This window comes from Sphingomonas sp. PP-F2F-A104-K0414 (assembly GCF_004340945.1).
In the GTDB taxonomy this organism is placed as follows: domain Bacteria; phylum Pseudomonadota; class Alphaproteobacteria; order Sphingomonadales; family Sphingomonadaceae; genus Sphingomonas.
On the sequence record NZ_SLYD01000003.1, the window covers coordinates 401,739 to 426,085 of the forward strand.

General features: G+C 66.6%; 25 protein-coding genes. 10 read left to right on the forward strand and 15 right to left on the reverse strand.

What is annotated here, in order from left to right; genetic code table 11:
* Positions 1-107: 107 nt before the first annotated feature.
* The 3 genes from C8J46_RS09035 to C8J46_RS09045 all read right to left on the reverse strand — a co-directional run bounded on the left by C8J46_RS09035 (position 108) and on the right by C8J46_RS09045 (position 2,707).
* Complete coding sequence (locus tag C8J46_RS09035) at positions 108-1,286, reverse strand: efflux RND transporter periplasmic adaptor subunit (RefSeq protein ID WP_132738273.1); 1,179 nt, start codon at positions 1,284-1,286, stop codon at positions 108-110.
* Positions 1,287-1,381: 95 nt separating this feature from the next.
* Positions 1,382-1,780, reverse strand: a complete 399-nt coding sequence (locus tag C8J46_RS09040) for a hypothetical protein (protein WP_132737739.1) — start codon at positions 1,778-1,780, stop codon at positions 1,382-1,384.
* A 312-nt stretch (positions 1,781-2,092) separates the two neighbouring features.
* Positions 2,093-2,707, reverse strand: coding sequence for a TetR/AcrR family transcriptional regulator (locus C8J46_RS09045; RefSeq protein ID WP_132737742.1), 615 nt, complete (start codon positions 2,705-2,707; stop codon positions 2,093-2,095).
* Positions 2,708-2,851: 144 nt separating this feature from the next.
* Here C8J46_RS09045 and C8J46_RS09050 point away from each other — a divergent pair, with 144 nt between their 5' ends.
* Positions 2,852-4,759 carry a gamma-glutamyltransferase family protein gene (locus tag C8J46_RS09050; RefSeq protein ID WP_132737745.1) on the forward strand — a complete coding sequence of 636 codons (1,908 nt, stop codon included), beginning with the start codon at positions 2,852-2,854 and terminating at the stop codon, positions 4,757-4,759.
* A 78-nt stretch (positions 4,760-4,837) separates the two neighbouring features.
* Here C8J46_RS09050 and C8J46_RS09055 read toward each other — a convergent pair whose 3' ends face one another.
* On the reverse strand, positions 4,838-6,139 hold the full coding sequence (locus C8J46_RS09055; protein ID WP_132737748.1) for a UDP-glucose/GDP-mannose dehydrogenase family protein: 1,302 nt from the start codon (positions 6,137-6,139) through the stop codon (positions 4,838-4,840).
* A gap of 259 nt (positions 6,140-6,398) precedes the next feature.
* On the opposite strand from C8J46_RS09055, the gene C8J46_RS09060 reads away from it, so the two are divergent.
* On the forward strand, positions 6,399-6,845 hold the full coding sequence (locus tag C8J46_RS09060) for a phasin family protein (protein ID WP_243643293.1): 447 nt from the start codon (positions 6,399-6,401) through the stop codon (positions 6,843-6,845).
* Between the two features lie 254 nt (positions 6,846-7,099).
* Positions 7,100-7,411, forward strand: a complete 312-nt coding sequence (locus C8J46_RS09065; protein ID WP_165886498.1) for a PilZ domain-containing protein — start codon at positions 7,100-7,102, stop codon at positions 7,409-7,411.
* A 275-nt stretch (positions 7,412-7,686) separates the two neighbouring features.
* On the opposite strand, the gene C8J46_RS09070 is transcribed toward C8J46_RS09065, so the two are convergent.
* The 9 genes from C8J46_RS09070 to C8J46_RS09110 all read right to left on the reverse strand — a co-directional run bounded on the left by C8J46_RS09070 (position 7,687) and on the right by C8J46_RS09110 (position 16,675).
* The gene (locus tag C8J46_RS09070; protein ID WP_132737754.1) at positions 7,687-8,586 is read right to left on the reverse strand and encodes an SDR family NAD(P)-dependent oxidoreductase; all 900 of its coding nucleotides are present in this window, start codon (positions 8,584-8,586) and stop codon (positions 7,687-7,689) included.
* 97 nt (positions 8,587-8,683) lie between these two features.
* A complete protein-coding gene (locus C8J46_RS09075) occupies positions 8,684-9,031 on the reverse strand; it encodes a hypothetical protein (RefSeq protein WP_132737757.1) in 348 nt (115 codons plus the stop codon).
* A 128-nt stretch (positions 9,032-9,159) separates the two neighbouring features.
* On the reverse strand, positions 9,160-9,852 hold the full coding sequence (gene phoB / locus C8J46_RS09080; RefSeq protein WP_055873047.1) for a phosphate regulon transcriptional regulator PhoB: 693 nt from the start codon (positions 9,850-9,852) through the stop codon (positions 9,160-9,162).
* The gene (gene phoU, locus C8J46_RS09085) at positions 9,852-10,541 is read right to left on the reverse strand and encodes a phosphate signaling complex protein PhoU (protein WP_056489018.1); all 690 of its coding nucleotides are present in this window, start codon (positions 10,539-10,541) and stop codon (positions 9,852-9,854) included. Before phoU ends, phoB begins: the two co-directional genes overlap by 1 nt.
* Positions 10,542-10,556: 15 nt before the next feature.
* Complete coding sequence (gene pstB, locus C8J46_RS09090) at positions 10,557-11,336, reverse strand: phosphate ABC transporter ATP-binding protein PstB (protein WP_132738279.1); 780 nt, start codon at positions 11,334-11,336, stop codon at positions 10,557-10,559.
* Positions 11,336-12,634 (reverse strand): phosphate ABC transporter permease PstA, encoded by a 1,299-nt coding sequence (gene pstA / locus C8J46_RS09095; RefSeq protein ID WP_132737760.1) that lies wholly within the window; start codon positions 12,632-12,634, stop codon positions 11,336-11,338. The genes pstB and pstA overlap by 1 nt, the downstream gene beginning before the upstream one ends.
* Positions 12,627-14,003, reverse strand: coding sequence for a phosphate ABC transporter permease subunit PstC (gene pstC, locus C8J46_RS09100; RefSeq protein ID WP_132737763.1), 1,377 nt, complete (start codon positions 14,001-14,003; stop codon positions 12,627-12,629). The genes pstA and pstC overlap by 8 nt, the downstream gene beginning before the upstream one ends.
* Before the next feature lie 328 nt (positions 14,004-14,331).
* A complete protein-coding gene (locus C8J46_RS09105; RefSeq protein ID WP_132737766.1) occupies positions 14,332-15,402 on the reverse strand; it encodes a substrate-binding domain-containing protein in 1,071 nt (356 codons plus the stop codon).
* Between the two features lie 46 nt (positions 15,403-15,448).
* Complete coding sequence (locus C8J46_RS09110) at positions 15,449-16,675, reverse strand: ATP-binding protein (RefSeq protein WP_132737769.1); 1,227 nt, start codon at positions 16,673-16,675, stop codon at positions 15,449-15,451.
* Positions 16,676-16,791: 116 nt separating this feature from the next.
* Here C8J46_RS09110 and C8J46_RS09115 point away from each other — a divergent pair, with 116 nt between their 5' ends.
* The 4 genes from C8J46_RS09115 to C8J46_RS09130 are packed head-to-tail and all read left to right on the forward strand — an operon-like array spanning position 16,792 to position 19,331.
* On the forward strand, positions 16,792-17,220 hold the full coding sequence (locus C8J46_RS09115) for a hypothetical protein (RefSeq protein WP_132737772.1): 429 nt from the start codon (positions 16,792-16,794) through the stop codon (positions 17,218-17,220).
* Between the two features lie 4 nt (positions 17,221-17,224).
* Positions 17,225-17,500: an HPr-rel-A system PqqD family peptide chaperone gene (locus tag C8J46_RS09120; protein ID WP_243643294.1), complete on the forward strand. Its 276-nt coding sequence runs from the start codon at positions 17,225-17,227 to the stop codon at positions 17,498-17,500.
* The gene (locus C8J46_RS09125) at positions 17,497-18,357 is read left to right on the forward strand and encodes an HprK-related kinase A (protein ID WP_132737778.1); all 861 of its coding nucleotides are present in this window, start codon (positions 17,497-17,499) and stop codon (positions 18,355-18,357) included. Before C8J46_RS09120 ends, C8J46_RS09125 begins: the two co-directional genes overlap by 4 nt.
* Positions 18,342-19,331 (forward strand): nucleotidyltransferase family protein, encoded by a 990-nt coding sequence (locus tag C8J46_RS09130; protein ID WP_132737781.1) that lies wholly within the window; start codon positions 18,342-18,344, stop codon positions 19,329-19,331. The genes C8J46_RS09125 and C8J46_RS09130 overlap by 16 nt, the downstream gene beginning before the upstream one ends.
* Before the next feature lie 186 nt (positions 19,332-19,517).
* Here C8J46_RS09130 and C8J46_RS09135 read toward each other — a convergent pair whose 3' ends face one another.
* Together C8J46_RS09135 and C8J46_RS09140 are read right to left on the reverse strand one after the other, a co-directional pair.
* Positions 19,518-19,877: a hypothetical protein gene (locus C8J46_RS09135; protein ID WP_132737783.1), complete on the reverse strand. Its 360-nt coding sequence runs from the start codon at positions 19,875-19,877 to the stop codon at positions 19,518-19,520.
* Positions 19,874-20,542: an HAD family hydrolase gene (locus C8J46_RS09140; RefSeq protein ID WP_132737785.1), complete on the reverse strand. Its 669-nt coding sequence runs from the start codon at positions 20,540-20,542 to the stop codon at positions 19,874-19,876. The genes C8J46_RS09135 and C8J46_RS09140 overlap by 4 nt, the downstream gene beginning before the upstream one ends.
* A 62-nt stretch (positions 20,543-20,604) precedes the next feature.
* Between C8J46_RS09140 and glmU the strand changes: the two genes are divergently transcribed.
* The 3 genes from glmU to glmS are packed head-to-tail and all read left to right on the forward strand — an operon-like array spanning position 20,605 to position 24,258.
* Positions 20,605-21,984, forward strand: a complete 1,380-nt coding sequence (gene glmU, locus C8J46_RS09145) for a bifunctional UDP-N-acetylglucosamine diphosphorylase/glucosamine-1-phosphate N-acetyltransferase GlmU (RefSeq protein ID WP_132737787.1) — start codon at positions 20,605-20,607, stop codon at positions 21,982-21,984.
* Positions 21,981-22,415, forward strand: a complete 435-nt coding sequence (locus C8J46_RS09150; RefSeq protein ID WP_132737789.1) for a hypothetical protein — start codon at positions 21,981-21,983, stop codon at positions 22,413-22,415. The genes glmU and C8J46_RS09150 overlap by 4 nt, the downstream gene beginning before the upstream one ends.
* A 19-nt stretch (positions 22,416-22,434) precedes the next feature.
* Entirely contained in the window at positions 22,435-24,258 is a 1,824-nt protein-coding gene (gene glmS, locus C8J46_RS09155) for a glutamine--fructose-6-phosphate transaminase (isomerizing) (protein WP_132737791.1), read from the forward strand.
* Positions 24,259-24,347 lie beyond the last annotated feature (89 nt).

Here is a 24,347-nt window from a genome sequence, read left to right on the forward strand (position 1 = left end):
CACGCGCCAACACCACCCCGGCGGAGGCCGGGGCCCAGTTGGGCGAACCGCAATGATGAAGTCGAAACGCTATCCCACCTGGGCCCCGGCCTTCGCCGGGGTGGTGGTTACTTCGCGAGGGTGGCTTCACCCGAGATGGGCTGGACGGAGGCTGGCGCCGTCGTACCCGAGGCCACCAAAATCCGGCCGGCCTTTGGCGCAACCGTCGCACCCGGCATTGCCATCTGAGTCCCCTGGATGATGATCCGGTCGTTCGGCCCGATCCCCGAGCGCACGATGCGGAGGCCATCGACGACCGGCCCGAGCTCGACCGGCTTCTGGCTCACGACGTTCTTCGCATCGATCGTCAGCAGGACCTTCCGAGCCTGATCGGTCTGCACCGCGTCGTCGGGCACCAGCAGCGCCTGCCGCGTTCCCGCACTCGCGAGACGCATGTTGCCGAACATCCCCGGCGTGAGGAAATACCCCGGGTTGGCGAGAACCGCGCGACCGCGGATCGTGCCCGAGCGCTGGTCGAGGCCGTTGTCGGTAAAGTCCAGTTTGCCCTTCCAGCGATGCTCGGTCTCGTCCTGCAACTGGATTTCGACCGCCGCCGGCGTCGCGCCGGGCTGCCGTGCGCGCTGCGTCTTGAGGTACAGCGCCTCGGAGCCGTCGAACGTGAAGTAGATCGGGTCGAGCGCGTTGATCGTCGTCAGCACCGTGCCGCCGGTGCCTTCGCCGCCCGCGACCTGGTTGCCGGCATCGACACGGCGATCGGAAATGCGACCGCCGATCGGTGCGCGAACCTGGGTGAAGCCGACGTCAAGCGCGCGAGCGCGTTCGCGAGCCTGCGCCGCAGCGAGTGCGGCCTGCGCTGCTTCGAGCCGACCGCGCAGGGCGTCGACTTCGCCTGCCGAGACCGCTTCATCGGCGACTAGCCGCTGTGCGCGACCGAGGTCAGTCCGCGCTAGCGACAAGGCGCTGCGTGCACTGGCGACGTTGGCGTGTGCCTCGGCCAGAGCCGCGGCGAACGGTCGCGAGTCGATCGTGAAGAGCAACTGCCCCTTGCTGACGATCTCGCCGTCGCGGAAGTGGATGCCGGTGACTTCGCCTGCAACGCGTGGGCGGATCTCGACCGTACGGCTCGGTGCGAAGCGGCCGACATAATCGTCCCATTCGCTGACCTGCCGCACCAGCGGCGACGCGACCGTGACGGAGGCGGGCGGGGGTGCCGCCATCGCCGCGTCGGGATGATCGAACAGCTTCACGCCCACCGCGCCGAGCAGCGCGATCGGCACAAGCACCATCGCGCCGCGCTGCCACACCGGCCGTCGGTGACGGTCCGCGGGCGGCGACGACACGACGTCGGCGTCGTTCGCGGCCGTGATCGTGGTAAGTTGGTTCACGCTGCGATGCTCCGCTTCTGCTGGATGCCGACGCGCATGCCGGTCACGCTCTCGACGAGCGTTTCGATCTGTGCCTCGGCAAAGCCGGCGGCGAGGAAGCCCTGGATCTCGGCCATCGGCAGCGCGAAGCCGCGGCGCCAGGCGTACACCGCCATCCGCCGCAGAGCCTCGAGCCGCGGGTCGGCGAGCCGCGACGCGGTGCTGAGCCCGAACAGGCTGCCCATTGCGCGTGACATGCGGCTCGGGCCGGAAAGGCTGCGCAACGTGTCGCGCTTGGCGAGCGCGATGACGCTCCATTCCAATGCCGAGAAACCGGTCGGGGCAGGGGTGGCCACCGTCTGTGTGCGGCTGGTGACGGGCGAAGCGAACATGTTGTCGAGGTCGAGATAAGCCATGGGATTGTCCCCCTTTTGATCTTGGGCAAGCGCTGGCCTTCGTCGGTGGACGGTCCACCGACGTCAGCTGGTCGCGAGGCGTGCGCGGTCGTTGCCGGCACATCACCGTGCCGCGCTTGCCCGCTTGGAATTTTACGAAGGTTCGGCCGAAGCCTTAGGTTTGAACCGTGGTCATGGGTTGGTGTCCCCGGTTGCCCCATCCGAAGTAGGAGAGAGCTTCGATACCAGTCGGTATATAAACCTGGGGTTCATCTAGTCAACAGACTTTTGTACCGGCCGGTATTTTTTCCCGCAGCGCGGTAGAAACCGTGTCTATTTGGTCGGCCACATCAGCATGCTGGTCTCGACGAGCTGTTTCAACTCGACGCAGGTTGCACCCGATCCCGCCTGGATCGAGAGCCCCTGCATGATCGCGAACAGGTAGCGCATCAGCGCGTGCGATTCGAGGCCTTCAGGGAACTCGCCCGCCGCCTTGGCTTCGTCGAACCGCTTCATCAAAGCGGCCTCGGACGACGCGCGGCGCTTCGCGACTTCGGCCTTGATGGGCTCGGCTTCGGCGCTGCACGCAACGCTGCTGATGACGCTGAGACACCCCTTGGGATCGCAGGTGCTCATCTGCATCTGGAGAGCGCCCCGAAGGAGGTTTTCCGCTACGGCACGCGCCGTCGGTGCGGCCAGCGCAGACGTCATGTAGGCGAGCTTCTCACGCTCGTAGAGGTCGAGCGCCTTGTGAAACAGCGCCTCCTTGTTGCCGAACGCCGCATAGAGACTGGGCTTGGTAATGCCCATCTCCGCGGTCAGTTCGGCCATCGACGCGCCTTCATAGCCGTTGCGCCAGAACACGCGCAACGCACCCGCCAGCGCTTCGTCGAGATCGAACTCGCGGGGGCGGCCCTTGGGGGCGGTGAGCGTGCAAAGCCTATTCATACCGGTCGGTATATAGGGACGCACGGCGAAACGTCCAGCGAGTAGAGCGCTTTGGGCTCGGCTCTGCTCAGCGGGAGGAGCAGGCACGGGGTTGCCGTTCCGATCACCGCAGGCGAGGATACGCGCCTGTCAGGGGAGTAGATCATGCAACGTCGGACTTTCATCGCGGCTTTGCCCGCCGCTGCGCTGCTGCCGGCGATGTCGGGAGCGCAGACCGGCACGCGAGGCACGCCGGGTAGTCAGGGCGCGCAAGGACCGGGGCAGGGTGGTGCGCCGCAACCCGCAACTGCCGCTGAAGCCCCGTTGCCGCCGGTGTGGAACGCCGGGCAGGACCGCTTTATCCGGCCGGACGTACATGCCGGCGATCGCCCGGTCGGCGCGAGCTTCGCGTCGCGCACCGCAGCTTACGGCTTGAACGGTGCGGCGGGAACCGCGCATCCGCTGGCGACGCAGGCGGGGATCGACATCCTCAAGCGCGGCGGCTCGGCGGTCGATGCGGCGATCGCGATCAATGCGTGCCTCGGGTTTCTCGAGCCGACGTCGAGCGGGATCGGCGGCGATGCCTATGCGATGATCTGGGATCCGAAGCTGAAGAAGGTCGTCGGGCTCGCCGGGTCGGGCAAGAGCCCGCGCGGCCTGAGCTTGGAGACGGTACGGGCGCGAGCGAAGAACGGTGCGTTGCCGGCACTGGGTGCGCTCAGCGTCTCGGTGCCCGGCGCGGTCGATGCGTGGTGGCAGATGCACCAGCGCTACGGCAAGCTGCCCTGGGCCGACCTGTTCCAGCCGGCGATCGCGCATGCCGAGGCGGGCGCGCCGGTGCCCGACATCATCGCTTATTATATCCGCCGCAGCCTGGTTGCGTTCCAGCGGCCCGGCAACGGGCTCGAGGAGGTCGCCAACGCGCTGCGCACCTATGGTATGGCGGACGGCAAGGGACCGGCGCTGGGGCAGGTGTTCCGCAACCCCGATCTCGCGCGCACCTATCGCGCGATCGCCGCGGGGGGTCGCGATGCGTTCTATCAGGGCGATCTGGCGCGGGCGGCCGACCGGTATTTCAAGCGGATCGGCGGGTGGCTGCGGTACGAGGATCTTGCCGCGCATCGCTCCGAATGGATCAAGCCCAACCAGACCGACTATCGCGGGACGACGGTCCATGCGCTCGGCGCGAACACGCAGGGGCTGGCGACGTTGCAGATGCTCAACATCCTCGAACGCTTCGATTTGAAGAAGGCGGGGTTCCAGTCGGCGCTGTCGATCCACCTCCAGGCCGAGGCCAAGCGTTTGGCGTACGAGGACCGCGCGCGGTATTATGCCGATCCGCATTTTTCGAAGCAGCCGGTCGAATGGCTAATCTCGAAGGAATATGCGGCCGAGCGCGCGAAGCTGATCCGGCCCGACCGGATCCTGACGCCGGTCTATCCGGGGCAGGCACCGAGCCGTGGCGACACCACCTATTTCAGCTGTGCCGACAAGGACGGACTGATGGTGTCGATGATCCAGTCGAATTTCCGCGGCATGGGATCGGGGCTGGTGGCGGACGGGCCGGATGGACGGACGTTGGGCTTCATGTTCCAGGATCGCGGGCAGCTGTTCAGCCTGAAGGACGGCCATCCCAACATCTATGCGCCGGGCAAGCGGCCGTTCCAGACGATCATTCCGGGGTTCGCGACGCGCGGGGGCGATCCGTGGATGAGCTTCGGCGTGATGGGCGGCGACATGCAGCCGCAGGGGCAGACGCAGATCATCGTCAACCGCGTCGATTACGGGCTGGAAATCCAGTCGGCGGGGGATTCACCGCGCTGGCATCACGAGGGATCGTCGCAGTCGATGGGCGAGGATTCCGCGGGGCTGGGGCCGACCGGGTTGCTCAGGCTGGAAAGCGGCGTGCCGCTGGCGACGCGGAAACGGCTGGCCGAGATCGGTTGGACGATCGGCGATCCCGATGGTGGGTTCGGGCGCTACGAATGCGTCGAGCACCGCATGGATGGACCTACGCGAGTCTATGCGGCGGCGAGCGAGATGCGCGCGGATGGGTGTGCACTGGCGTATTGAGGCAGCTTGTGTCCCCGCGAAGGCGGGGACACAGACTGGGCTCCCGCCTTCGCGGGAGAACAATTCAGGTTTAGCGACTTAGCGCCCCACGGCCGTATATGCGAAGCCGGCCTGTTCGACGTCGGCGCGCTGATACACGTTGCGGAGATCGACCATTACCGGCGCCGCAAGCAGCCCCTTCAACCGGGGGAGATCGAGCGCACGATACGCGTCCCACTCGGTCACGATCACCACCGCGTCGGCGCCGTCGGCCGCATCATAGGCGTCGGTGCAGTATACCAGATCGGGCAGCATCGCCTTGGCCTGCTCCATGCCTTCGGGGTCATGTGCACGTACCGTCACGCCCGCATCCGCCAGTGCGGTCGCGATCGCCAGGCTCGGAGCATCGCGCATGTCGTCCGTGTTCGGCTTGAAGGTCAGACCCAGCAGCGCGACCGTCTTGCCGCGCGGACTATCGCCGAGCGTCGCCAGCACTTTGCGCCCCATCGCGCGCTTGCGGCTGTCGTTAACCTTCACCACCGCTTCGACGATGTGCACCGGCGTCTGATAGTCCTCCGCGGTCTTGAGCAGTGCCAGCGTGTCCTTGGGGAAGCACGAACCGCCATAGCCCGGCCCGGCGTGAAGGAATTTCTTGCCGATCCGGTTGTCGAGCCCGATTCCGCGCGACACGTCCTGGACGTCGGCGCCGACCGCCTCGCACAGATCGGCGATCTCGTTGATGAAGGTGATCTTGGTCGCCAGGAACGCGTTGGCGGCATATTTGATCAGCTCGGACGTGCGCCGGCCGACGAACAGGATCGGCGATTCGTTGAGATATAGCGGGCGGTAGACGTCGCGCATGACCTGCTTTGCCCGTTCGTCCTCGGTGCCGATGACGATCCGGTCGGGGCGCTTGAAATCGCCGATCGCGGCGCCTTCGCGCAGGAATTCGGGGTTCGAAACGACCGCGACGTCGATGTCGGGCCGCTTCTCGCGCAGGATCGCCTCGACCCGGTCGCCGGTGCCGACGGGCACGGTCGACTTGGTCACGACCACGGTCGGACCCGTGATAGCCGCCGCGATTTCCTCGGTCGCGGCAAAGACATAGCGGAGATCGGCATGCCCGTCGCCGCGTCGCGACGGCGTGCCGACGGCAATGAAGATCGCATCCGCGCCCGCTACCGCACTGGCGAGATCGGTCGTGAAGGTAAGGCGGCCAGCGGCGACGTTGGAGGCGACGAGCAGGTCGAGCCCGGGTTCGAAGATCGGCATGCGGCCGGCATGAAGCGCGTCGATCTTGGCCTGATCCATGTCGACGCAGCAGACGTCATGCCCAAAATCCGAGAAGCACGCGCCGGAAACGAGACCGACATACCCTGAACCGATCATTGTGATGCGCATATTCACGTTCCTCGAGACCCGAGCTCCCTATTGGGATAAACGAGTGGGCATGCAAGCGACCTGCGGGTGACTTGTAAGGACCGGGGCAGGAGGGCGGCGACGGATTTGCCGGTGGGGACATCGGTGCCGATGCCAGGGCCGGCAGCAAAGGCCGTGCGGATGAAACGCGCCTTTGGAGACCCGCCGTGATCGCGCAACCAAACGCCGCGGCGCCGGTTGATCTCACATCATTATCCTTCACCGCAAAAGGAGCGATAGCATGGCCGAGGACATCAAGAGCGCAATCGACGAGGGCGTTGCACAGAACAAGGCGGCGACGGACCGCGCCGCCCGCGCCGCCAAGGATGCAACCGACACGATGCAGGCTGGCGCAGAGCAGGCTCGCAACGCGTTCTCCGAGAAGGTTCTCGATCCAGCCAAGCGCGCCGGTGAGGCGATGAAGGAGTCGGGCGGGAAGATCGCCGAGGGCGGCGCGACGATCGGCAAGACGATGATCGATCAGGCCGAGCAGAATGCGCGCGAGGCGTTCGCGGCGATGCGCGAGGCGGCCAGTGCGAAGGATCTGACGCAGGTCATGAAGATCCAGGGCGATTACCTCCGCGAGCAGAGTCAGCGCAGCATGAGCCAGGCGCGGGAGATCGGTGAGATGATCATGAAGTTCGGCAAGGACGCGGTCGCACCCTTGCGCGGCGACGGCCCGAAGTGACGGATCGCGGATCTGGCACTAGGCGCCGATGATCTGACGGGCGGCGGCCAGTGTCTGTCGGGGTGGAGCGGCGTACGGACGAGCAAGAACGCCGCCGCTCCGATAAGAAGACGGAGTAGTGGACCGCCAGCCTTGAAGTTTTTCTCCGCCGGTGTTGCACCCGCCACGGCAACGCGCGATTGCGACGGTGCGTAATTATCGAGTGGAAGATGGATCGGGCCGTTCCCTTATCGCGAGCTACGCGAACCAGTGTGATGCTCAAGGCCGATGTGTTTCGGCTCAATCACAGCGCCGCTGAAAGTCATCGCGTGACCAATATCTCGGAAACCGGGATCTGCATCGTGCAGCCGGATGGCCTCGTGGTGGGTAGCGTAGTGGTCGTCGCGATCGGCCAGGTCCAGTCGGCCCCCGCGGACGTCGTCTGGGTGCGAGGTGGACTGGCGGGATTGAAGTTCCATACGCCGATCGACGTCGCGCGCGCGCGATCGCGGCGGGGTGCTGACGAAAAGGTCACGCCGCCTGCCGCGGGCTGGCTTGCGGAGTTGAACAACCCCTACGAGCGGTAGCCGATACGTTCGCCTCGCTGGCTTTCAGGTCAGTACCTCGTGCGTTCCCAGGGCCGGTGCGAGCTCACCCACAACCCGTCATCCCAGCGAAAGCTGGGATATCCCCGTGATTACGGGTGCGTGCTGCCACACAAATATCCCAGCTTTCGCTGGGATGACGAGTTGAGGGTCGATTGACGGGCTTTGGGTCGATTGACGAGTTGTGGGTCGATTGACGATTTGGAAGGCCCCGGGGGGAGCAGACAGGCCGTGCGGCCCTACCGCCCCCGCGCCCGTCACCGCCCCTGGAGCTTCCCCAGGATGCTCATCGACTGTTCGGAGCCCGACTGCGGCACGATCTCGCCCGCGCGGTCGATGATCGCATCCCAGTGCGCCGCGACGCCCTCGACCGACAGATCGTCGCCGGTCAGCAGCTTGCCCTGAGTCAGCGTGACGTACGCAGCTTGGAACACGCCCGCGCCGGCACCGACGATCATGTTGGTCGGCGCGTCCTCCGACACCAGGAATACCGCGGCGGGCGCGACCTTGTCGGGGGAGAACGCCTTGAATGCTTCCTCGGGGAAGATGTCCTGCGTCATCCGCGTGCCCGCGGTCGGGGCGATCGTGTTGACCTTGATGTTGTTCTTGGCACCTTCGATTGCGAGCGTCTTGGTCAGGCCCGCAAGCCCGAGCTTTGCCGCGCCGTAGTTCGCCTGGCCGAAATTGCCGTAGAGACCGGTCGACGACGCGGTCATCAGGATGCGGCCGTAATTCTGGCTGCGCATCGTGTCCCATACCGCCTTGGTGGCGTTGGCGGAGCCGTTGAGGTGGACGTCGACGACGAACTTGAAATCCGCCGGTTCCATCTTGGCGAAGCTCTTGTCGCGCAGCACGCCGGCGTTGTTGATCAGGACGTGGACGCCGCCCCATTTCTCGGAGGCGCGGACAACCATCTCGACCATCTGGTCGTAGTCGGTGACGCTGCCGCCGTTCGACATCGCTTCGCCGCCGGCCGCCTCGATTTCTTCGACGACCTTCAGCGCAGCGTCTGAGTGGCCGGTGCCGTCGCGGGCGCCGCCGAGATCGTTGACGACGACCTTCGCGCCACGGCGGGCGAGCTCGAGCGCGTATTCGCGGCCCAGACCGCCGCCAGCGCCGGTGACGATCGCGACGCGGCCCTCAAAACCTATAGACATGGAAAAGGCGCTCCTCTCTTATCGTTGGAGCGCCTTTCCTAGAACGTAAAGCTGGCTACGCAAGCGGCAGGATCACCTGCCGCCAGCGCCTGGCCGGTTACTTGCCGCCGCGGTTGCGGCAGCCGTCCTTCACCGTCTTCGAGCACACCGGATACTCGGCGGGTGCTGGCGTCGGCGGCGTCACAGTCGGCTGACCGAACGTCACGCGGCCTGCGCCCGGTGCCATCGGTGCGGCTGCCATCGGTGCCGCAGCCTGATCGGCCGGGGCCGCCATTGCGGGGTCAGCAGGCGCTGCAGGATCGGCGGGTGCAGCCTGATCGGCCGGGGGTGCCTGCATCGCGGGATCGGCCGGTGCGGTCTGCGCGGCGGGATCTGCCGGCGGCGTCGTCTGGGCGATCACGGGCGACGCAAGAAGAGCGGCAGCGGCGAGAAGGATGGACTTCATATGAATCTCCTAAATGGGTGCACCATTTTGGTAGCGCGACGTCTGAACGCACTAAGTCGCGCTTGGGTCCTTCGTTTCGCATCCGATTCCATTCGTCCCGCCGCTAGACCCATAGCGGGACAGAGTCCTCAGCCCCCCGTATCGAGTGAATAGCCTGCCGAACGGACGGTGCGTATGATGTCCGGGCGCTCGCCGACGTTGATCGCCTTGCGCAGTCGCCGGATGTGGACGTCGACCGTGCGGCTCTCGATATCCGAGTCGTGGCCCCACACCGCATCAAGCAGGCGTTCGCGCGAGAATACCCAGCCTGGATGCTCGAGGAAATGCTTGAGCAGCCGAAACTCGGTCGGTCCGAGCGAGACGACTTCGCCCGAGCGACGGACCTTGTGACCGACCGTGTCCATCTCGATGTCGGCATAGCTCAGCGCTTCACCCGCAAGGGCAGGGCGGACCCGGCGCAGTACGGCCCCGACGCGCGCGACCAGCTCTCGCGGTGAGAACGGCTTCGTCACGTAATCGTCCGCACCGGTTTCGAGGCCCCGCACGCGATCCTCTTCCTCGCCGCGTGCGGTGAGCATGATGATCGGCACGTTCTGCGTCTCGGGCGCACGGCGCAGGCGACGACACACCTCGATCCCCGACAGCCCCTCGACCATCCAGTCGAGCAGGACGATGTCGGGCACCTTCTCCTTGGCGAGCAGCAACGCCTCCTCGCCGTCGGGGGTATGCGCGATCTCGAAATCCTCGCGCTTGAAATGCCAGACCAGCAATTCGGCGAGGGCGGCGTCGTCCTCGACCAGCAGCATCTTTGCGCGTGCCATTATGCCTGCTCCTTCTTTATGCCGCGTTCGCGATCGACCATCTGCGTGCCGGTCGCGGCGAAATAGACCATCTCGGCGACGTTGGTGGCGTGGTCGCCGATCCGCTCGAGGTTCTTGGCGACGAACAGCAGATGCGCGACCTGGCTGATCGTCTTCGGGTTCTCGACCATGTAGGTGACGAGCGTTCGGAAGATGCTGTCGTAGAAATCGTCGAGCGCGTTGTCGCTTTCGACCACCCGCACCGCCTCTTCCGCATCGCGCGCGGCAAACGCGTCGAGCACGTCGTGGACCATCTCGCTCGCCATCCGGCCCATCGCGGGGAGGATCGAGATCGGCTCGATCCGGTGCTCGCTCTCGATCATCGGCACGCGCTTGGCGATGTTCTTGGCGTAATCGCCGATCCGCTCGACGACGCCCGCGATCTTCAGCGCGGCGACCACCTCGCGAAGATCGACCGCCATCGGTGCGCGCAGCGCGATGATCCGCACCGCGAGCCGCTCGACTTCCGCCTCGATGACGTCGATCTGCTTGTCTGCGACGCGCACCTGTTCGGCGAGCGCGAGGTCGTTGCGTTGCAGCGCCTGCATCGCCTTGTCGATCGCGTCCTCGGCAAGCCCACCCATCTGCGAGATCAACCCGCGGAGCTCGCCGATGTCGTTGTCGAAGGCCTTGACCGTATGCGTGTTCATGGTCGTTTCCCCCACTCAGCCGTAACGGCCGGTGATGTAATCCTTGGTCCGCTCTTCGCGGGGATTGGTGAAGATGTCCGAGGTGTTGCCGTATTCGACCAGCGTGCCGAGGTGGAAGAACGCGGTCTTCTGGCTGACGCGCGCGGCCTGCTGCATGTTGTGCGTGACGATCACCATCGCATAGCGGCCGCGCAGTTCGTGGATCAGCTCCTCGATCTTGGCGGTCGCGATCGGATCGAGTGCCGAGCACGGCTCGTCCATCAGGATGACCTCCGGATCGACCGCGATCGCGCGCGCGATGCAGAGCCGCTGCTGCTGGCCGCCCGACAAGGCCGTGCCGCTGTCCGAGAGGCGATCCTTGACTTCGTCCCACAGGCCCGCACGCCGCAGGGACTTCTCGACGATCCGGTCGAGATCCGCCTTCGCGCCGGCCAGTCCGTGGATGCGCGGGCCATAGGCGACGTTCTCGTAGATCGACTTCGGGAACGGGTTGGGTTTCTGGAACACCATGCCGACGCGGGCGCGGAGCTGCACCACGTCCATGTCGGGCGAATAGATGTCCTGGCCGTCGAGCTTGATCTCGCCGGTCACGCGCGCGCTCGCGACGGTGTCGTTCATGCGGTTTAGCGTGCGCAAGAAGGTCGACTTGCCGCAGCCGGACGGGCCGATGAATGCGACCACCTCGTCCTGGTCGACGTCGATCGAGACGTTGTCGATCGCCAGCTTGCTGCCGTACGCGACGGAGACGTTGCGCGCGGTCATTTTCAGGACCGGCGTCTTGGGTTTGGAATTCATCACCAGCGTGTCTCGAATCGGTTACGGAGGTAGATCGCGACGCCGTTCATCGCGAGCAGGAAGACGAGGAGGACGATGATCGCCGCCGACGTCTTTTCGACGAACCCGCGGCTGACCTGATCGGACCAGAGGAAGATCTGGACGGGCAGCACGGTCGCCGGATCGTTCAGGCCCGACGGCGGCGCGGCGATGAACGCGCGCATGCCGATCATCAGCAGCGGTGCGGTCTCGCCCAGCGCACGCGCCATGCCGATGATCGTGCCGGTGAGGATGCCGGGCAGCGCGAGCGGCAGGACGTGGTGGAAGACGACCTGAACCGGCGATGCGCCGACGCCGAGGGCGGCATCGCGGATCGAGGGCGGGACCGCCTTGATCGCGTTGCGCCCGGCGATCACGATGACGGGCATCGTCATCAGCGCGAGCGTCAGGCCACCGACGATCGGCGCCGATCGCGGCATGCCGAACGTGCCGAGGAATACGGCGAGCCCGAGCAGGCCGAAGATGATCGAGGGAACTGCCGCGAGGTTGTTGATCGACACCTCGATCAGGTCGGTCCAGCGGTTCTTCGGCGCGTATTCCTCGAGATACAGCGCCGACAACACGCCGATCGGGAAGGCGAGCAACAGCGTAACCGCCATCGTCAACAGCGATCCCTTGAACGCGCCCCAGATTCCGACGCGGGTGGCGTCGGTCGAGTCGGCGTAGGTCAGGAACCCGGCATTGAAGCCGCGCGACACCGCGCCGCGGGCGTTGAGGCGTGCATAGGTCGCCTCCGCCTCGGGCGTGCCGACGCCCTTGGCGGCGACGTCGATCGGGCTGGAGACGGGGACTTCGAACACCGTCCTGCGCTGGAGCAGCGACGGGTCGGCCTTGATCGCATCGCGGACCACCGCCCACGCGCCGTCGGACAACAGGTTCGCGCCGTCCTTGCCGTAGGCGGTGCTCGCGGCGGCCAGCACTGTGCCTTCGAGGCCCGCGCCGGCGAGCGCGAGATCGGCGCCGCGTCCGACCAGCCGCGAAGGCGCGATCGGGAGTTTTGCCGCCGCGAGATCGACCGGCAATGCGACGCGCGTCTCGACGAACCCGCTCGCGCCTTGGCTCAGCATCGAGAACAGCAGGAAGGCGAGGAATGCCGCGGACATCCAAACCGCGGCGAGCCCGGCGAAACGGAAGCGGCGCTCGGACGCGTAGCGACGCTTGATCCGCGACTGCATCGCCTGCGTCGTCCAGTCGGTCGGCACGCGGCGCACCGGCTCCGCGGTGCTGGTCGGCAGGGGGGTGACGAGCGTGTCAGTCATAGGCTTCGCGGTACCGTTTGACGACGCGGAGCGCGACGATGTTGAGGAGCAGGGTGACGACGAACAGGGTCAAGCCCAGCGCGAACGCGGCGAGCGTCTTGGGGCTGTCGAACTCCGCCTCGCCGGTCAGCAGGTCGACGATCTGCTTGGTGACCGTCGTGGTGCTGGCGAACGGGTTGAGCGTCAGCGTCGCGACGCCGCTCGCTGCCATGACGACGATCATGGTTTCGCCAATTGCGCGCGACACGGCCAGCAGCACGCCGCCGACGACACCGGGGAGGGCTGCCGGGAGCAGCACGCGGCGGATCGTCTCGGACGAGGTCGCGCCCATCGCGAGACTACCGTCGCGCATCGACGAGGGCACCGCGGCGATCGAGTCATCCGCCATCGACGACACGAACGGGATGATCATGATGCCCATCACGAGCCCCGCGGCGAGCGCGCTTTCGGACGACGCCCAGCTGATCCCGATCGACACCGCGAGATCGCGCACCGCGGGCGCGACCGTCAGTGCCGCGAAATAGCCGTAGACGACGGTCGGCACGCCCGCGAGCATCTCGAGGATCGGCTTCATCCATTTGCGCGTGGTCGGCTTGGCATATTGCGTGAGGTAGATCGCGCTCATCAGCCCGAACGGGATCGCGACGATCATGGCGATCACCGCGCCGATGAAGAACGTCCCCCAGAACAACGGCACCGCGCCGAGCGACGCGCCCGGATCGCGCGCGTCGATCACCTGCGGGCTCCAATGCGTCCCGAACAGGAAGTCGGTGATCGGCACGACCGAAAAGAACCGCACCGATTCGTACAGCAGCGAGGCGACGATCCCGACCGTGGTCAGGATCGCGATCAGCGATGCGCCGAGCAGCATCAGCATGACGACCCGCTCGATCTGCGTCCGCGCGCCGAACCCGGGTTTGACGCGGGTAAACGCGAACGCGCCGCCGGCAAAGGCGAGCAGCAGCGCGGCGGCGGTGGCGATCCAGTCGTAGCGCGATTGCGCGGCGGCGTAGGAGGGGGCGAGCGTCTGCGCGAGTCCGTGGAAGGCGCCGAAGCTGCGGCCCTCGGCGAGGCTGCGCGCTTCGGACAGGATCGAGGCGCGGTCGAAGCCGGGTGGGGGGAGCTGGATCGCCGCCGGGGTGGCGAGGACCGCATCGGTGACTAGCGCGGGCGACGTCACCGACCACACCACGAGGAATACGAGCGGCGGGATCGCGGTCCACAGCGCGACGTACCAGCCGTGATGCGACGGCAGCGAACTGAACCTAGCAGTGCTGCCGGCACGGAAGCGGGTGGCGCGGACGCGCGCGGTGAGCCAGCCGATGAGACCGAGGCCTGCGACGAGGAAGAGGAGAGCGATGGCGGACATTATGCTTCTCGCCCGCCATGATTGGTTGCGAGCATACGCACCACCTCACCGGCCGCCACCCCGGCGAAGGCCGGGGCCCAGGTGGAAAGGTCGAGGTAACTATGCGCATCGCCAACCAATGCAACGGTGCCCAACTGGGCCCCGGCCTTCGCCGGGGTGGCGGCGGTCGCTGGGGTGGTTGCCCTGTTGTGTGAACCAAACGTCACCAAACCCCCGTTCCCCCGCGGACGCGGGGGCCCAGCTAAGTTCCGATATCGAGCTTGGCCCCTGGACCCCCGCTTTCGCGAGGGAACCGAAAAGAAGGCGGGCGTAGTGAACAGGAAACCGATCACGACAACACCGCCGGATCCAGCACCGTCTCGTTCGCGATGATCGCCGCCGACCGCGCCTGGACCGCGGCCGGCGCCGCGATCAGCCCGCGCTTCACCAGCGGCCCGCTCGCACCCCAATTCGCCGCATACAGCTTCAGCAAGTTTCGCAATCCCGGAATGGCGGTCAGATGCGCCTTCTTCACATAGATATACAGCGGCCGAGACCCCGGATACGCATTGTCCGCGATCGTCGCATAGGTCGGCGCGACGCCCGAGATCGACACCCCGTTCACTGCGTCCTTATTCTCTTCGAGATAGCTGTACCCGAACACGCCGATCGCATTCGGGTTCGACTGCAGCTTCTGGACGATCAGATTGTCGTTCTCACCCGCATCGACATACACCCCGTCCTCGCGCACCCGCGTACACAGCGCCTTGTGGGCCTCGGGATCGGACTTCGCGAGCGGCTTGGCCGAGGGATCGCTCGCCTCGCACCCCTTGGTCAGGATCAGCTCGGCGAGCGCATCGCGCGTGCCGCTCGTTGCGGGCGGGCCGTAAACCTGGATCGGCACCGCGGGCAGCGCCGGGTTCACATCGCGCCAAACTCGCGCGGTGTTCACCTTGCCGCCCGGATTGGCGGCCAAAGCCTTGTAGAGGTCGGTCGGCGTCAGCTGCATCTTCGGGCCGTTCTTCGCCTCGGCAAAGGCAATGCCGTCGATCCCGACCTGGATTTCCATCACGTCGCGCACGCCGTTCTCGGCGCAGCTCTTATATTCGCTCGCCTTCATCCGCCGCGATGCATCCTCGATATCGGGGTGCGCCGCGCCAATCCCTGCGCAGAACAACTTCATCCCGGCGCCCGTGCCCGTCGATTCGATCACCGGTGCCTTCGCATCGGGATCGTTGGCGACGAGCTGTTCGGCGATCATCGTCGTGAACGGATAGACCGTCGAGGACCCGACCGCGGTGATCTGGTCGCGCGAGCCTGCACCGCCGCCGTTCGCCTGATCGACGCACGCCGTCAGAGCGCCCGTCACCGCCCCCAACACTCCTAGAAGAACGAACCGCTGCACCAGAATTCCCGTCATGCACCGGCCTTAGCGGTACTTAAGGCGATCCTGTGTGACAGTTGCGTTACCCTTTTATGACACCGCCTTTTGCCACCACGCCGCTTGGCGGCAGAATGACCGACACGGTGGTGCCGACGCCGACCTGGCTGGCGATATCGAGCCGCCCGCGATGCCGCTCGACGATGTGCTTGACGATCGCGAGGCCGAGCCCGGTGCCGCCTAGCGACCGGCTGCGGCCTGCATCGGCGCGATAGAAGCGCTCGGTCAGCCGCGGAATATGGACTGCCGCGATCCCGTCGCCCTCGTCGCGGATCGAAAGGCGGATCATGCCGGCATCGTCGCGTTTCAGCGCGATCGTCACCGGCGTCCCCGCGCGACCGTATTTCATCGCGTTGCCGATCAGATTGTGGAGCATCTGCGACAGCTGGACGCGGTCGCCCGATACCGCCGGCAGGTCCGAAGCGATCGTCGCGACCAGATCCTGCCCGCGATCGCCCGCCGCGTCGGCCAGTTCCTCGCGCGTGTCCTCGACCAATTGCGCGAGATCGACCGCGCTGTCGGGCAGGCGGAACTTCTCCGCCTCGATTCGGCTCAGCGAGATCAGATCCTCGACCAGCCGCTGCATCCGCCGCGCCTCGTCGTCCATCACCTTGAGGAAGCGCGCGCGCACGTCCGCATCTTCCCCCGCCTCGTCGCGCAGCGTCTCGATGAAGCCGAGGATTGACGCGAGTGGCGTGCGCAGCTCGTGGCTCGCATTGGCGACGAAATCGATCCGCATCCGCTCGGCGGCGTAATTGCCGGTCTGGTCGACGAGGTGGACGATCCGCTGGCCGTCCGATGCCTCGCTCAGCCGCATCTCCCAGCGCTGGTCGCGCGTGCCGAGCCCGACCAGCTCGATCGGCCGCTCGCCGTCGATCGGTCCCGGTGTTCCCAGTCGTTCCGCCGCCGCCGGATGCCGGATCGCGACGCGCGCATCCTCGCCGAGGATATGCGCGCCGAGCAACGTCCGCGCCGCGCGGTTGGCAAGCGTCACGCGCCCGTCCTGTACCAGCAGCACCGGCGCGACGATCGCATCGAGCACGTCGTCGAGCACGGACGGCGCGGTATGCGCCGCATCGTCGGGGGCAGGCGCCTCGTCGCCAGTCCCTGCCGCGACCAGCGCGGCGGCGATCCCGCCGACCACCGCGACGATCGCACCCTGCACGTCGCGCGTAATCGCGAACACGCCGATCGATGCGACGACGACGACGACGATCGCCCAGAAGGTACGCAGGCCAAATCCCGACAGCATTGTAATCTCCAGGGCGCACAGACTGGGCGCTCGCCCGTCCTAGTTCGGTACGGTCGGCGCGGCTATATTGTCAGCGCTTCAGGATTGTGAAAGGGCTGCACTATAGCAGGGGCATCATGGACGATACGCGATTCACTCAGGACCCGCCTAACCCGGATGCCGCCGCAAGCGCCGACGTGCCGTCGCGGCGGCGCGTGCTGGCGCTCGGTGCGGTGACGGCCGGTGCGGTCATGTCGATCCGGCCCGCGCTCGCGCAGACCGCGGGGTCGGTACTGAACTGCGAAATACCCGTCCCCGATGCGAGCCGCGCAGGCAGCTACATCGATGCCGATGGCAAGGTCGTTCCCGCGCGTACCAGGGGGGCGTTTCCCTCGTCACCACGTCCGTTCAAGGGCGAAGAGGTCAAGCGCGCGATGGCCAATGGCAGCACGCTGCCCGGGACCGACTCCGAGCGCAGCCGCGCCTATGTCAAATATATCCGCCGGTTGCAGCGTGGCCAGGGCGGCTTCACCTGTTTCGCATCGCTGCAGATGCCGCGCGGCTGAGGCCGTGGATAATGCGGTCTATCGCGCACCGCCGAGCGATGGCCTGCTGATTGCACCGCTCGACGAGTTTACCGCGGTCTATCACCGGGCGTCGGGGATCACGCATCTGCTGACCGATCCTGCACCGCAGATCCTTGCCGCTGTGCAGGATGGCGCGCAATCGCTCGATGCGCTGCTCGTGCATCTCGGGCGCGACTATGATCTGACTGACGGCACCCGCGAGACTTTGGCGGCGCGGCTCGAGGAACTGGTGGAGGCCGGGCTGGTCGAGCGCGCATGAGGCATGCCTTCTCCGTGCGGATCGGCCCGGTCGGCTTCCGCATCGGTTCGGACTGGCGCGCGCCGATCGCACACCTCGAGACGCTGTACCGCGATTATCCCAAGCCGCCGGACGGCGTGCCCGACTTCACCGTGCGCCTGTTCGCGCGTCGGCCTTGGCGGCGTTTCCTTCGCCCGTCGGTCGAGATCGGCGGTGATTACATGCTGCCCGAGGCTGCCCCGCTGCCGTTGCGGCAGGGGCTGCTCGCCGCCGAGATGGCGATGAACCTGCAGATGGCGCTGGGCGCGCGGCGGTATCTGTTGCTGCATGCGTCGGCGGTCGAGCGCGACGGGCGTGCGCTGTTGATGACCGGCGTTTCGGGGGCGGGCAAGTCGACGCTCGCGACGCTGCTGGCGGCGAAGGGCTGGCGGTTCATGGGGGACGAGTTCGTGCTGCTCGATCCAGCGACCGGGCTGGTGCACGCGTTTCCCCGGCTGATCAGCCTGAAGAACGAGGGGATTGCCGCGGCCGAGGCGGCATGGCCAGAGGCGCGGATGGGGCCGCTGCTGCGCGCGACGCCGAAGGGCGACATCCGCCACATGGTTCCCGATGCGCGGGCGATCGCGGCGATGGACGTGCCTGGGCGGCCGGCGTTGCTGGTATTCCCGCGCTACGGGTTCGCGCCCGAGACGCGGTCGGTCCAGCCCGGCGAAGCGTTCGTGCGGATGACGCAGGCCTCGACCAACTATGTCGCGCTCGGCGAGGCGGGGTTTCGGGCCTTGACCGGGCTGATCGCCGACGTGCCCGCGATCGCGGTGGATTATCCCGATGGGCCGGGCGCGATCGAGCAGGTCGAGGCCTTATGGGCGGACCTGTGACCGACGCCCGAATGCTCGCGCGGGCGCTGGCCGATCCGTCGAGCGTTGTCGGGCTCGGTGCGGAGGGGTGGACCGCGTTGCTGGCGATGGCGCGCGCGGAACAGTTGATCGGGACACTGGCGCTGCGGCTCGACGGTCTGGCGATGCCGAACGCGGTGAAGGCGATACTCGCCGACGCGCGGGCCGCCGCGGAGCACGGCAGGCGCGCGGCGCTGTGGGAAGCGGAGATGGCACGGCGCGCGCTCGCCGCGGTCGACTGCCCGGTCGTGCTGCTGAAGGGCACCGCGTTCGTCGCGGCGGGATTGTCGGCGGGGCAGGGGCGGTCGATAGGCGATCTCGACATTTTGTTGCCGCGCGCCTCGCTCGATGCGGTCGAGGCGGCGTTGCTCGCGGGGGGGTGGGAATGGGTGAAGCCGGACCCGTATGACGACGTCTATTACCGCCGCTGGATGCACGAGCTCCCGCCGCTGATCCACCGCGATCGCGATCGGATGATCGACGTCCACCACACGATCCTGCCGCTGACCGCGCGGATCACGCCCGATGCAGGGATGCTGATTGAGGGGAGCGTGGCGCTGGAGAACGGCCTGCGCACGCTCTCCTCCAACGGTATGATCGTCCACGCAGCGGCGCACCTGTTCGCGGACGGTGATCTGGCGGGCGGGTTGCGCAACCTGTGGGACATCCGCTGTCTGGTCGACGAGTTCGGGACCGATGGGCTCGGCGCGAACGCGCTTCATCATGGTCTGCACCGGGAGGTGGCGCGATCGCTACGGCTGGCCGATGCGCTGTTCGGCGAGGGCCGCACGAGCGGTATCGATCGCCTCTACATCCGCCGCCTTACCGCGCGCGACGGCTGGGGCAGGCCGACGCGCCCGCTGACCCGGTTCGCTTTCTATGTCCGCTCGCACTGGCTGCGCATGCCCCCGGCGATGCTCGCGCGGCATCTCTGGATCAAGTTCAGGAAGGGGTGAGCCTGGCTGCTATCCGTCTTCGCAGACGCCACAACCGCTTCCTCACTCGGCACCTCGTCCCCTCCTGACGTCACCCCAGCGAAAGCTGGGATCTCCCCGTTTGGCGAGCGACGGTGGCCTGCACGATGATACCCCAGCTTTCGCTGGGGTGACGGCAGGAGGGCGCGGCTGTGACTTCGGGGATACCTAAGGCAATCGCGCGCCGCGCCCGCGCCGGGCCGCCCAGACAATCAGCAACACCAACGTGATCGCCAGCGTATCGGCGATCCAGTCGTGGATGTCGCAATCGCGGTGCAGCGACGGGATCGACTGCAGCACTTCGATCAGCGCACCGAGGAACGACAGCCGCTCGCCGATCCGGAACAGCCGTGCGGTCGGGAACGAGAGCGCCGCCAGCAACGCCATCGTGGCGAACGCGAGCATATGCTCGAACTTGTCGCCGAACTGGTCGGTCGGCATATGCGGCGGCTTCGGCAGCAGCGCCATCGTCACCGCGAACACCACCGCCAGCACCAGCGCGATGCGCGTGAGCAGCGTCCGGCTCATGCGCCGAGCCTTTCCAGCGTCGGCAGCAGTTCGTCGTAGCCATCGATCACCGCGTCGGCGCCAAGCTCGGCGACCGGCTGCATCAGGAAGCCGAAGCTGCACGCGATCGTCGGCAACCCCGCCGCCTGTCCGGCCTGGATGTCGAAGACCGAATCGCCGACGAACGCGGCGCGGCCACCGCCACACAGCTTCACCATCGCATGGATCGGCATCGGCGAGGGCTTCGACTCGGTCAGCGTGTCGCCGCCGAGGATACACGCGAAACGCTCGGTCAGCCCGAGTTCGGCGAGCACGGTCCGAGCGAACCGCTCGATCTTGTTGGTGACGATGCCGAGCGTCACGCCCTTCGCCGCCAGGGCGTCGAGCGCCTCGATCACGCCCGGATACGGTCTGGTATGCACGCAGATATTCGCCTCGTAGTAAGCGAGAAGCCTGGCATGCAGCGTGTCGAGCATCGCCTCGTCATAGCCGCCGGTCGCAGTCAGGCCCTGTTTGAGCATATGCCGCGCGCCGCCGCCGATCATCGGCTTGACCTGCTCGACGGTAAGCTGTGGGCGATCGACCGAGGCGAGCGCATGATTGACCGCGGCGGCAAGGTCTCCACTGGTGTCGAGCAGCGTGCCGTCGAGGTCGAACCCGACGATATCGAATAAAAAATGCGTCATTGCACGGGGGCCTGCCAGCGACGCTATGGAATTGGCAAGGCTTTCGTGGCAGCGATCCTTCCATGACGACGCATTCCAACGACCAACCGTTTCCGGTGCATCCGATCGCGGTAGTGATCCTCGCGGCCGGCAAGGGCACGCGGATGAAATCGGACCTGCACAAGGTGCTTCACCCGATCGCCGGGCGGCCGATGCTGCTGCATCTGGTTGCAAGCGCGGCGACATTGCACCCCGCGAAGACGGTCGTCGTCACTGGGGCGGGGCGCGAGCAGGTCGAGGCGGCGGTCGCGCCACACGGCATCGCCACCGCGCTCCAGGCCGAACAGCTCGGTACCGGCCATGCGGTGGCGCAGGCCCGCGCGGCACTTGCCGGGTTCGAAGGCGACGTTCTGATCCTTTACGGCGACGTGCCGCTGGTCACCGCCGCGACGATGCAGCGGATGATCGACCGATTGCACGGCGACGATATGCCTGCGGTGGTCGTTCTCGGCTTCCGCCCCGCCGATCCCGGCGCCTATGGTCGCGTCATCGCCGACGCTGCGGGCCGGATGGACCGAATCGTCGAGTATAAGGACGCATCGGAGGCGGAACGCGCGGTGACGCTCTGCAATTCCGGACTGATGGCGGTGCGTTCGACAGACCTCTTCGCGTTGCTCGACCGGCTCGGCAACGACAATGCGGCGGGCGAACATTACCTTACCGATATCGTCGAGCTTGCCGCCGCCGCAGGCCGTTCGTCCGCCGTCATCGAAACCGGCGCGGACGAAGTGGCCGGCGTCAACAGCCGTGGCGAGCTCGCCGGCGTCGAGGCTGCCTGGCAGACGATGCGTCGCGCACAGGCGATGGCGGACGGCGTGACGCTGATCGCGCCCGACACCGTCTGGTTCGCGCACGACACGCAACTTGGCCGCGACGTGGTGATCGAGCCCAACGTCGTGTTCGGCCCCGGCGCGCGGATCGAGGACGGCGCGACGATCCACGCGTTCAGCCACGTCGAAGGCGCCACCGTCGGCAAGGGTGCCAATGTCGGCCCGTTCGCGCGCCTGCGCCCCGGCGCGGAACTGCACGCGGATGCCAAGGTCGGCAATTTCGTCGAGGTCAAGAAAGCCGTTATCGGCGAGGGCGCGAAGGTCAGCCACCTCACCTACATCGGCGATGCGGACATCGGTCCGGGCGCGAACATCGGCGCGGGGACGATCACCTGCAATTACGACGGCTATTTCAAATACCGCACCGTCATCGGCGAGGGGGCGTTCATCGGCTCGAACTCGGCCTTGGTCGCGCCCGTGAATATCGGCGCCGGTGCGATCGTCGCAGCCGGCTCGGTGGTGACCGCCGATGTCGAGGCCGACGCGCTCGCGCTGGTCCGCCCCGAACAGATCGCCAAACCCGGCTGGGCGGCGCGTTTCCGTGAGAGAATGCTTGCAAGGAAGCGGGCATGAGGATCGTCGCACCGGCGCTACTCGCAGCGTTGGCAGGGTGCGCCACGCCTCAGATTTCGCGCGATGCGGTAGTGCCGATGGTCGCGATCGAGCGGGCCGCGGCGCTGGCCCCCGGTGCGTATCCGGGCGTCTTCGTCATGACGGTGCGTGCGTCAGGACGACAGGGATCGAGCCTTTATCTCAATTCGGAAACCGACTATCGCGACCCGCGCAACCTCTCGCTCGAGGTTCGACCGATCGCGCAGGCGCAGCTCGAAAGCCGGCTCGGTACCCCCGTCGACACCGCGTTGCAGGGGCGGACGATCCATGTCGACGGCGAAGCCCGCCGGGTACGGATCAACTTTACCTACGACGGCCGCCCGACCGGCAAATATTATTATCAGACCCATGTTGTCATCGAGCGGGGCGAACAGCTCCTCTCGGTCGACTGAACGAGAACGGACAGGCGTTATGTGTGGCATCGTTGGAATTCTGAGCGGCGACGACGTCGCGGGCCGGTTGCTCGACGGCCTGAAGCGGCTCGAATATCGCGGGTATGACTCGGCGGGTATCGCCACCGATAATGACGGCGCGATCGAGCGTCGGCGCGCGTCGGGGAAACTCGTCAACCTCGCGAACGAACTCGCCGCGCATCCGCTGCCGGGCAAGACCGGGATCGCCCATACCCGCTGGGCGACGCATGGCGGCCCGACCACCAACAACGCGCATCCGCATGCGACCGGCGAAGTCGCGGTGGTCCACAACGGGATCATCGAGAACTTCAAGCCGCTGCGCGAAGAGCTGACCGCGCGTGGTCGCGTGTTCACCAGCGAGACCGATACCGAAGTCGTCGCGCATCTGGTCAGCGAGAAGGTCGAGGCGGGAATGGATCCGGTCTCCGCCGTCCGCGACGTGCTGCCACGCCTGCACGGCGCGTTCGCGCTCGCGATCCTGTTCCGCCAGCATCCCGACCTGCTGATCGGTGCGCGTCTCGGCTCGCCCTTGGTTGTCGGCCACGGCGACGGCGAGATGTACCTCGGCTCGGACGCGCTCGCGCTCGCGCCGCTGACGCAGCGGATCGCGTATCTCGACGAGGGCGACTGGGTCGTGCTCACGCGTGACGGCGCCCAGGTCTATGACCGCGACAACGCGCCCGTCGAGCGAGCGATCACGATTTCGGGCGTCACCGGCGATGTGATCTCGAAGGGCAACCACAAGCACTACATGCTCAAGGAGATTTACGAGCAGCCGATCGTCGTCGCGCAGACGCTGCGCTCGTATCTCAAGCGGATGGAGGGCGAGGTATCGCTGCCGATCCCCGAGTTCGATCTGTCGAGCATCAAGCGCGTGACGATCGTCGCGTGCGGGACGAGCTTCTATGCCGGCATGGTCGCCAAATACTGGTTCGAGCAGTTCGCGCGCGTTCCCGTCGATCTCGATGTCGCGTCGGAATTCCGGTACCGCGCGCCGGTGATGGAAGACGGCGGCTTGGCGCTGTTCATCTCGCAGTCGGGCGAGACCGCGGACACGCTGGCCGCGCTGCGTCACGCCAAGGCGGAGGGGCAGAAGATCGCGGTCGTCGTCAACGTGCCGACCAGCTCGATGGCGCGCGAAGCGGATCTGCTGCTGCCGACGCATGCCGGGCCGGAAATCGGCGTGGCCTCGACCAAGGCGTTTACTTGCCAGCTTGCCGTGCTGGCCGCGCTTGCCGCAAACCTGGCGCGCGCGAAGGGGCTGCTGACGCGGGATCAGGAGCGCGAGATCGTCCGCCACCTCGCCGAGGCCCCTGCCGCACTCAACGGCGCGCTTGCGTATGACGAGGCTATCGAGGCGATGGCGCACAAGATCGCGAGCGCGCGCGACGTGCTGTATCTTGGCCGCGGCACGGATTACCCGCTGGCGCTCGAAGGCGCACTGAAGCTGAAGGAAATCAGCTACATCCATGCCGAGGGCTATGCCGCTGGCGAGATGAAGCACGGACCGATCGCGCTGATCGACGAGCATGTCCCGGTCATCGTCATTGCACCGTCGGGGCCGCTGTTCGAAAAGACTGTCAGCAACATGCAGGAAGTCATGGCACGCGGCGGCAAGGTCGTGCTGATCTCGGACTATGACGGGATCCAGGCGGCCGGCGAAGGCTGCATGGCGACGATCACCATGCCCAAGGTCCACCCGCTGATCGCGCCGCTGGTCTATGCGGTGCCGGTGCAGCTACTGGCGTATCACGTGGCGGTGCTCAAGGGCACGGATGTCGACCAGCCGCGCAACCTCGCGAAGAGCGTCACGGTCGAGTAGCGTACGCGAGCATTTAAATCCTCCCCCGCATGGGGGAGGTGTCGCCGGAGGTGACGGAGGAGGAGGAACGCGCAACAGCGGTAATTCCT

Excerpts from the sequence above, each read along its gene's own strand:
- C8J46_RS09035 (WP_132738273.1), bottom strand. The coding sequence starts at position 1,286 with ATGGTGCTTGTGCCGATCGCGCTGCTCGGCGCGGTGGGCGTGAAGCTG.
- C8J46_RS09040 (WP_132737739.1), bottom strand. The coding sequence starts at position 1,780 with ATGGCTTATCTCGACCTCGACAACATGTTCGCTTCGCCCGTCACCAGC.
- C8J46_RS09045 (WP_132737742.1), bottom strand. The coding sequence starts at position 2,707 with ATGAATAGGCTTTGCACGCTCACCGCCCCCAAGGGCCGCCCCCGCGAG.
- C8J46_RS09050 (WP_132737745.1), top strand. The coding sequence starts at position 2,852 with ATGCAACGTCGGACTTTCATCGCGGCTTTGCCCGCCGCTGCGCTGCTG.
- C8J46_RS09055 (WP_132737748.1), bottom strand. The coding sequence starts at position 6,139 with ATGCGCATCACAATGATCGGTTCAGGGTATGTCGGTCTCGTTTCCGGC.
- C8J46_RS09060 (WP_243643293.1), top strand. The coding sequence starts at position 6,399 with ATGGCCGAGGACATCAAGAGCGCAATCGACGAGGGCGTTGCACAGAAC.
- C8J46_RS09065 (WP_165886498.1), top strand. The coding sequence starts at position 7,100 with ATGCTCAAGGCCGATGTGTTTCGGCTCAATCACAGCGCCGCTGAAAGT.
- C8J46_RS09070 (WP_132737754.1), bottom strand. The coding sequence starts at position 8,586 with ATGTCTATAGGTTTTGAGGGCCGCGTCGCGATCGTCACCGGCGCTGGC.
- C8J46_RS09075 (WP_132737757.1), bottom strand. The coding sequence starts at position 9,031 with ATGAAGTCCATCCTTCTCGCCGCTGCCGCTCTTCTTGCGTCGCCCGTG.
- phoB (WP_055873047.1), bottom strand. The coding sequence starts at position 9,852 with ATGGCACGCGCAAAGATGCTGCTGGTCGAGGACGACGCCGCCCTCGCC.
- phoU (WP_056489018.1), bottom strand. The coding sequence starts at position 10,541 with ATGAACACGCATACGGTCAAGGCCTTCGACAACGACATCGGCGAGCTC.
- pstB (WP_132738279.1), bottom strand. The coding sequence starts at position 11,336 with ATGAATTCCAAACCCAAGACGCCGGTCCTGAAAATGACCGCGCGCAAC.
- pstA (WP_132737760.1), bottom strand. The coding sequence starts at position 12,634 with ATGACTGACACGCTCGTCACCCCCCTGCCGACCAGCACCGCGGAGCCG.
- pstC (WP_132737763.1), bottom strand. The coding sequence starts at position 14,003 with ATGTCCGCCATCGCTCTCCTCTTCCTCGTCGCAGGCCTCGGTCTCATC.
- C8J46_RS09105 (WP_132737766.1), bottom strand. The coding sequence starts at position 15,402 with ATGACGGGAATTCTGGTGCAGCGGTTCGTTCTTCTAGGAGTGTTGGGG.
- C8J46_RS09110 (WP_132737769.1), bottom strand. The coding sequence starts at position 16,675 with ATGCTGTCGGGATTTGGCCTGCGTACCTTCTGGGCGATCGTCGTCGTC.
- C8J46_RS09115 (WP_132737772.1), top strand. The coding sequence starts at position 16,792 with ATGGACGATACGCGATTCACTCAGGACCCGCCTAACCCGGATGCCGCC.
- C8J46_RS09125 (WP_132737778.1), top strand. The coding sequence starts at position 17,497 with ATGAGGCATGCCTTCTCCGTGCGGATCGGCCCGGTCGGCTTCCGCATC.
- C8J46_RS09130 (WP_132737781.1), top strand. The coding sequence starts at position 18,342 with ATGGGCGGACCTGTGACCGACGCCCGAATGCTCGCGCGGGCGCTGGCC.
- C8J46_RS09135 (WP_132737783.1), bottom strand. The coding sequence starts at position 19,877 with ATGAGCCGGACGCTGCTCACGCGCATCGCGCTGGTGCTGGCGGTGGTG.
- C8J46_RS09140 (WP_132737785.1), bottom strand. The coding sequence starts at position 20,542 with ATGACGCATTTTTTATTCGATATCGTCGGGTTCGACCTCGACGGCACG.
- glmU (WP_132737787.1), top strand. The coding sequence starts at position 20,605 with ATGACGACGCATTCCAACGACCAACCGTTTCCGGTGCATCCGATCGCG.
- C8J46_RS09150 (WP_132737789.1), top strand. The coding sequence starts at position 21,981 with ATGAGGATCGTCGCACCGGCGCTACTCGCAGCGTTGGCAGGGTGCGCC.
- glmS (WP_132737791.1), top strand. The coding sequence starts at position 22,435 with ATGTGTGGCATCGTTGGAATTCTGAGCGGCGACGACGTCGCGGGCCGG.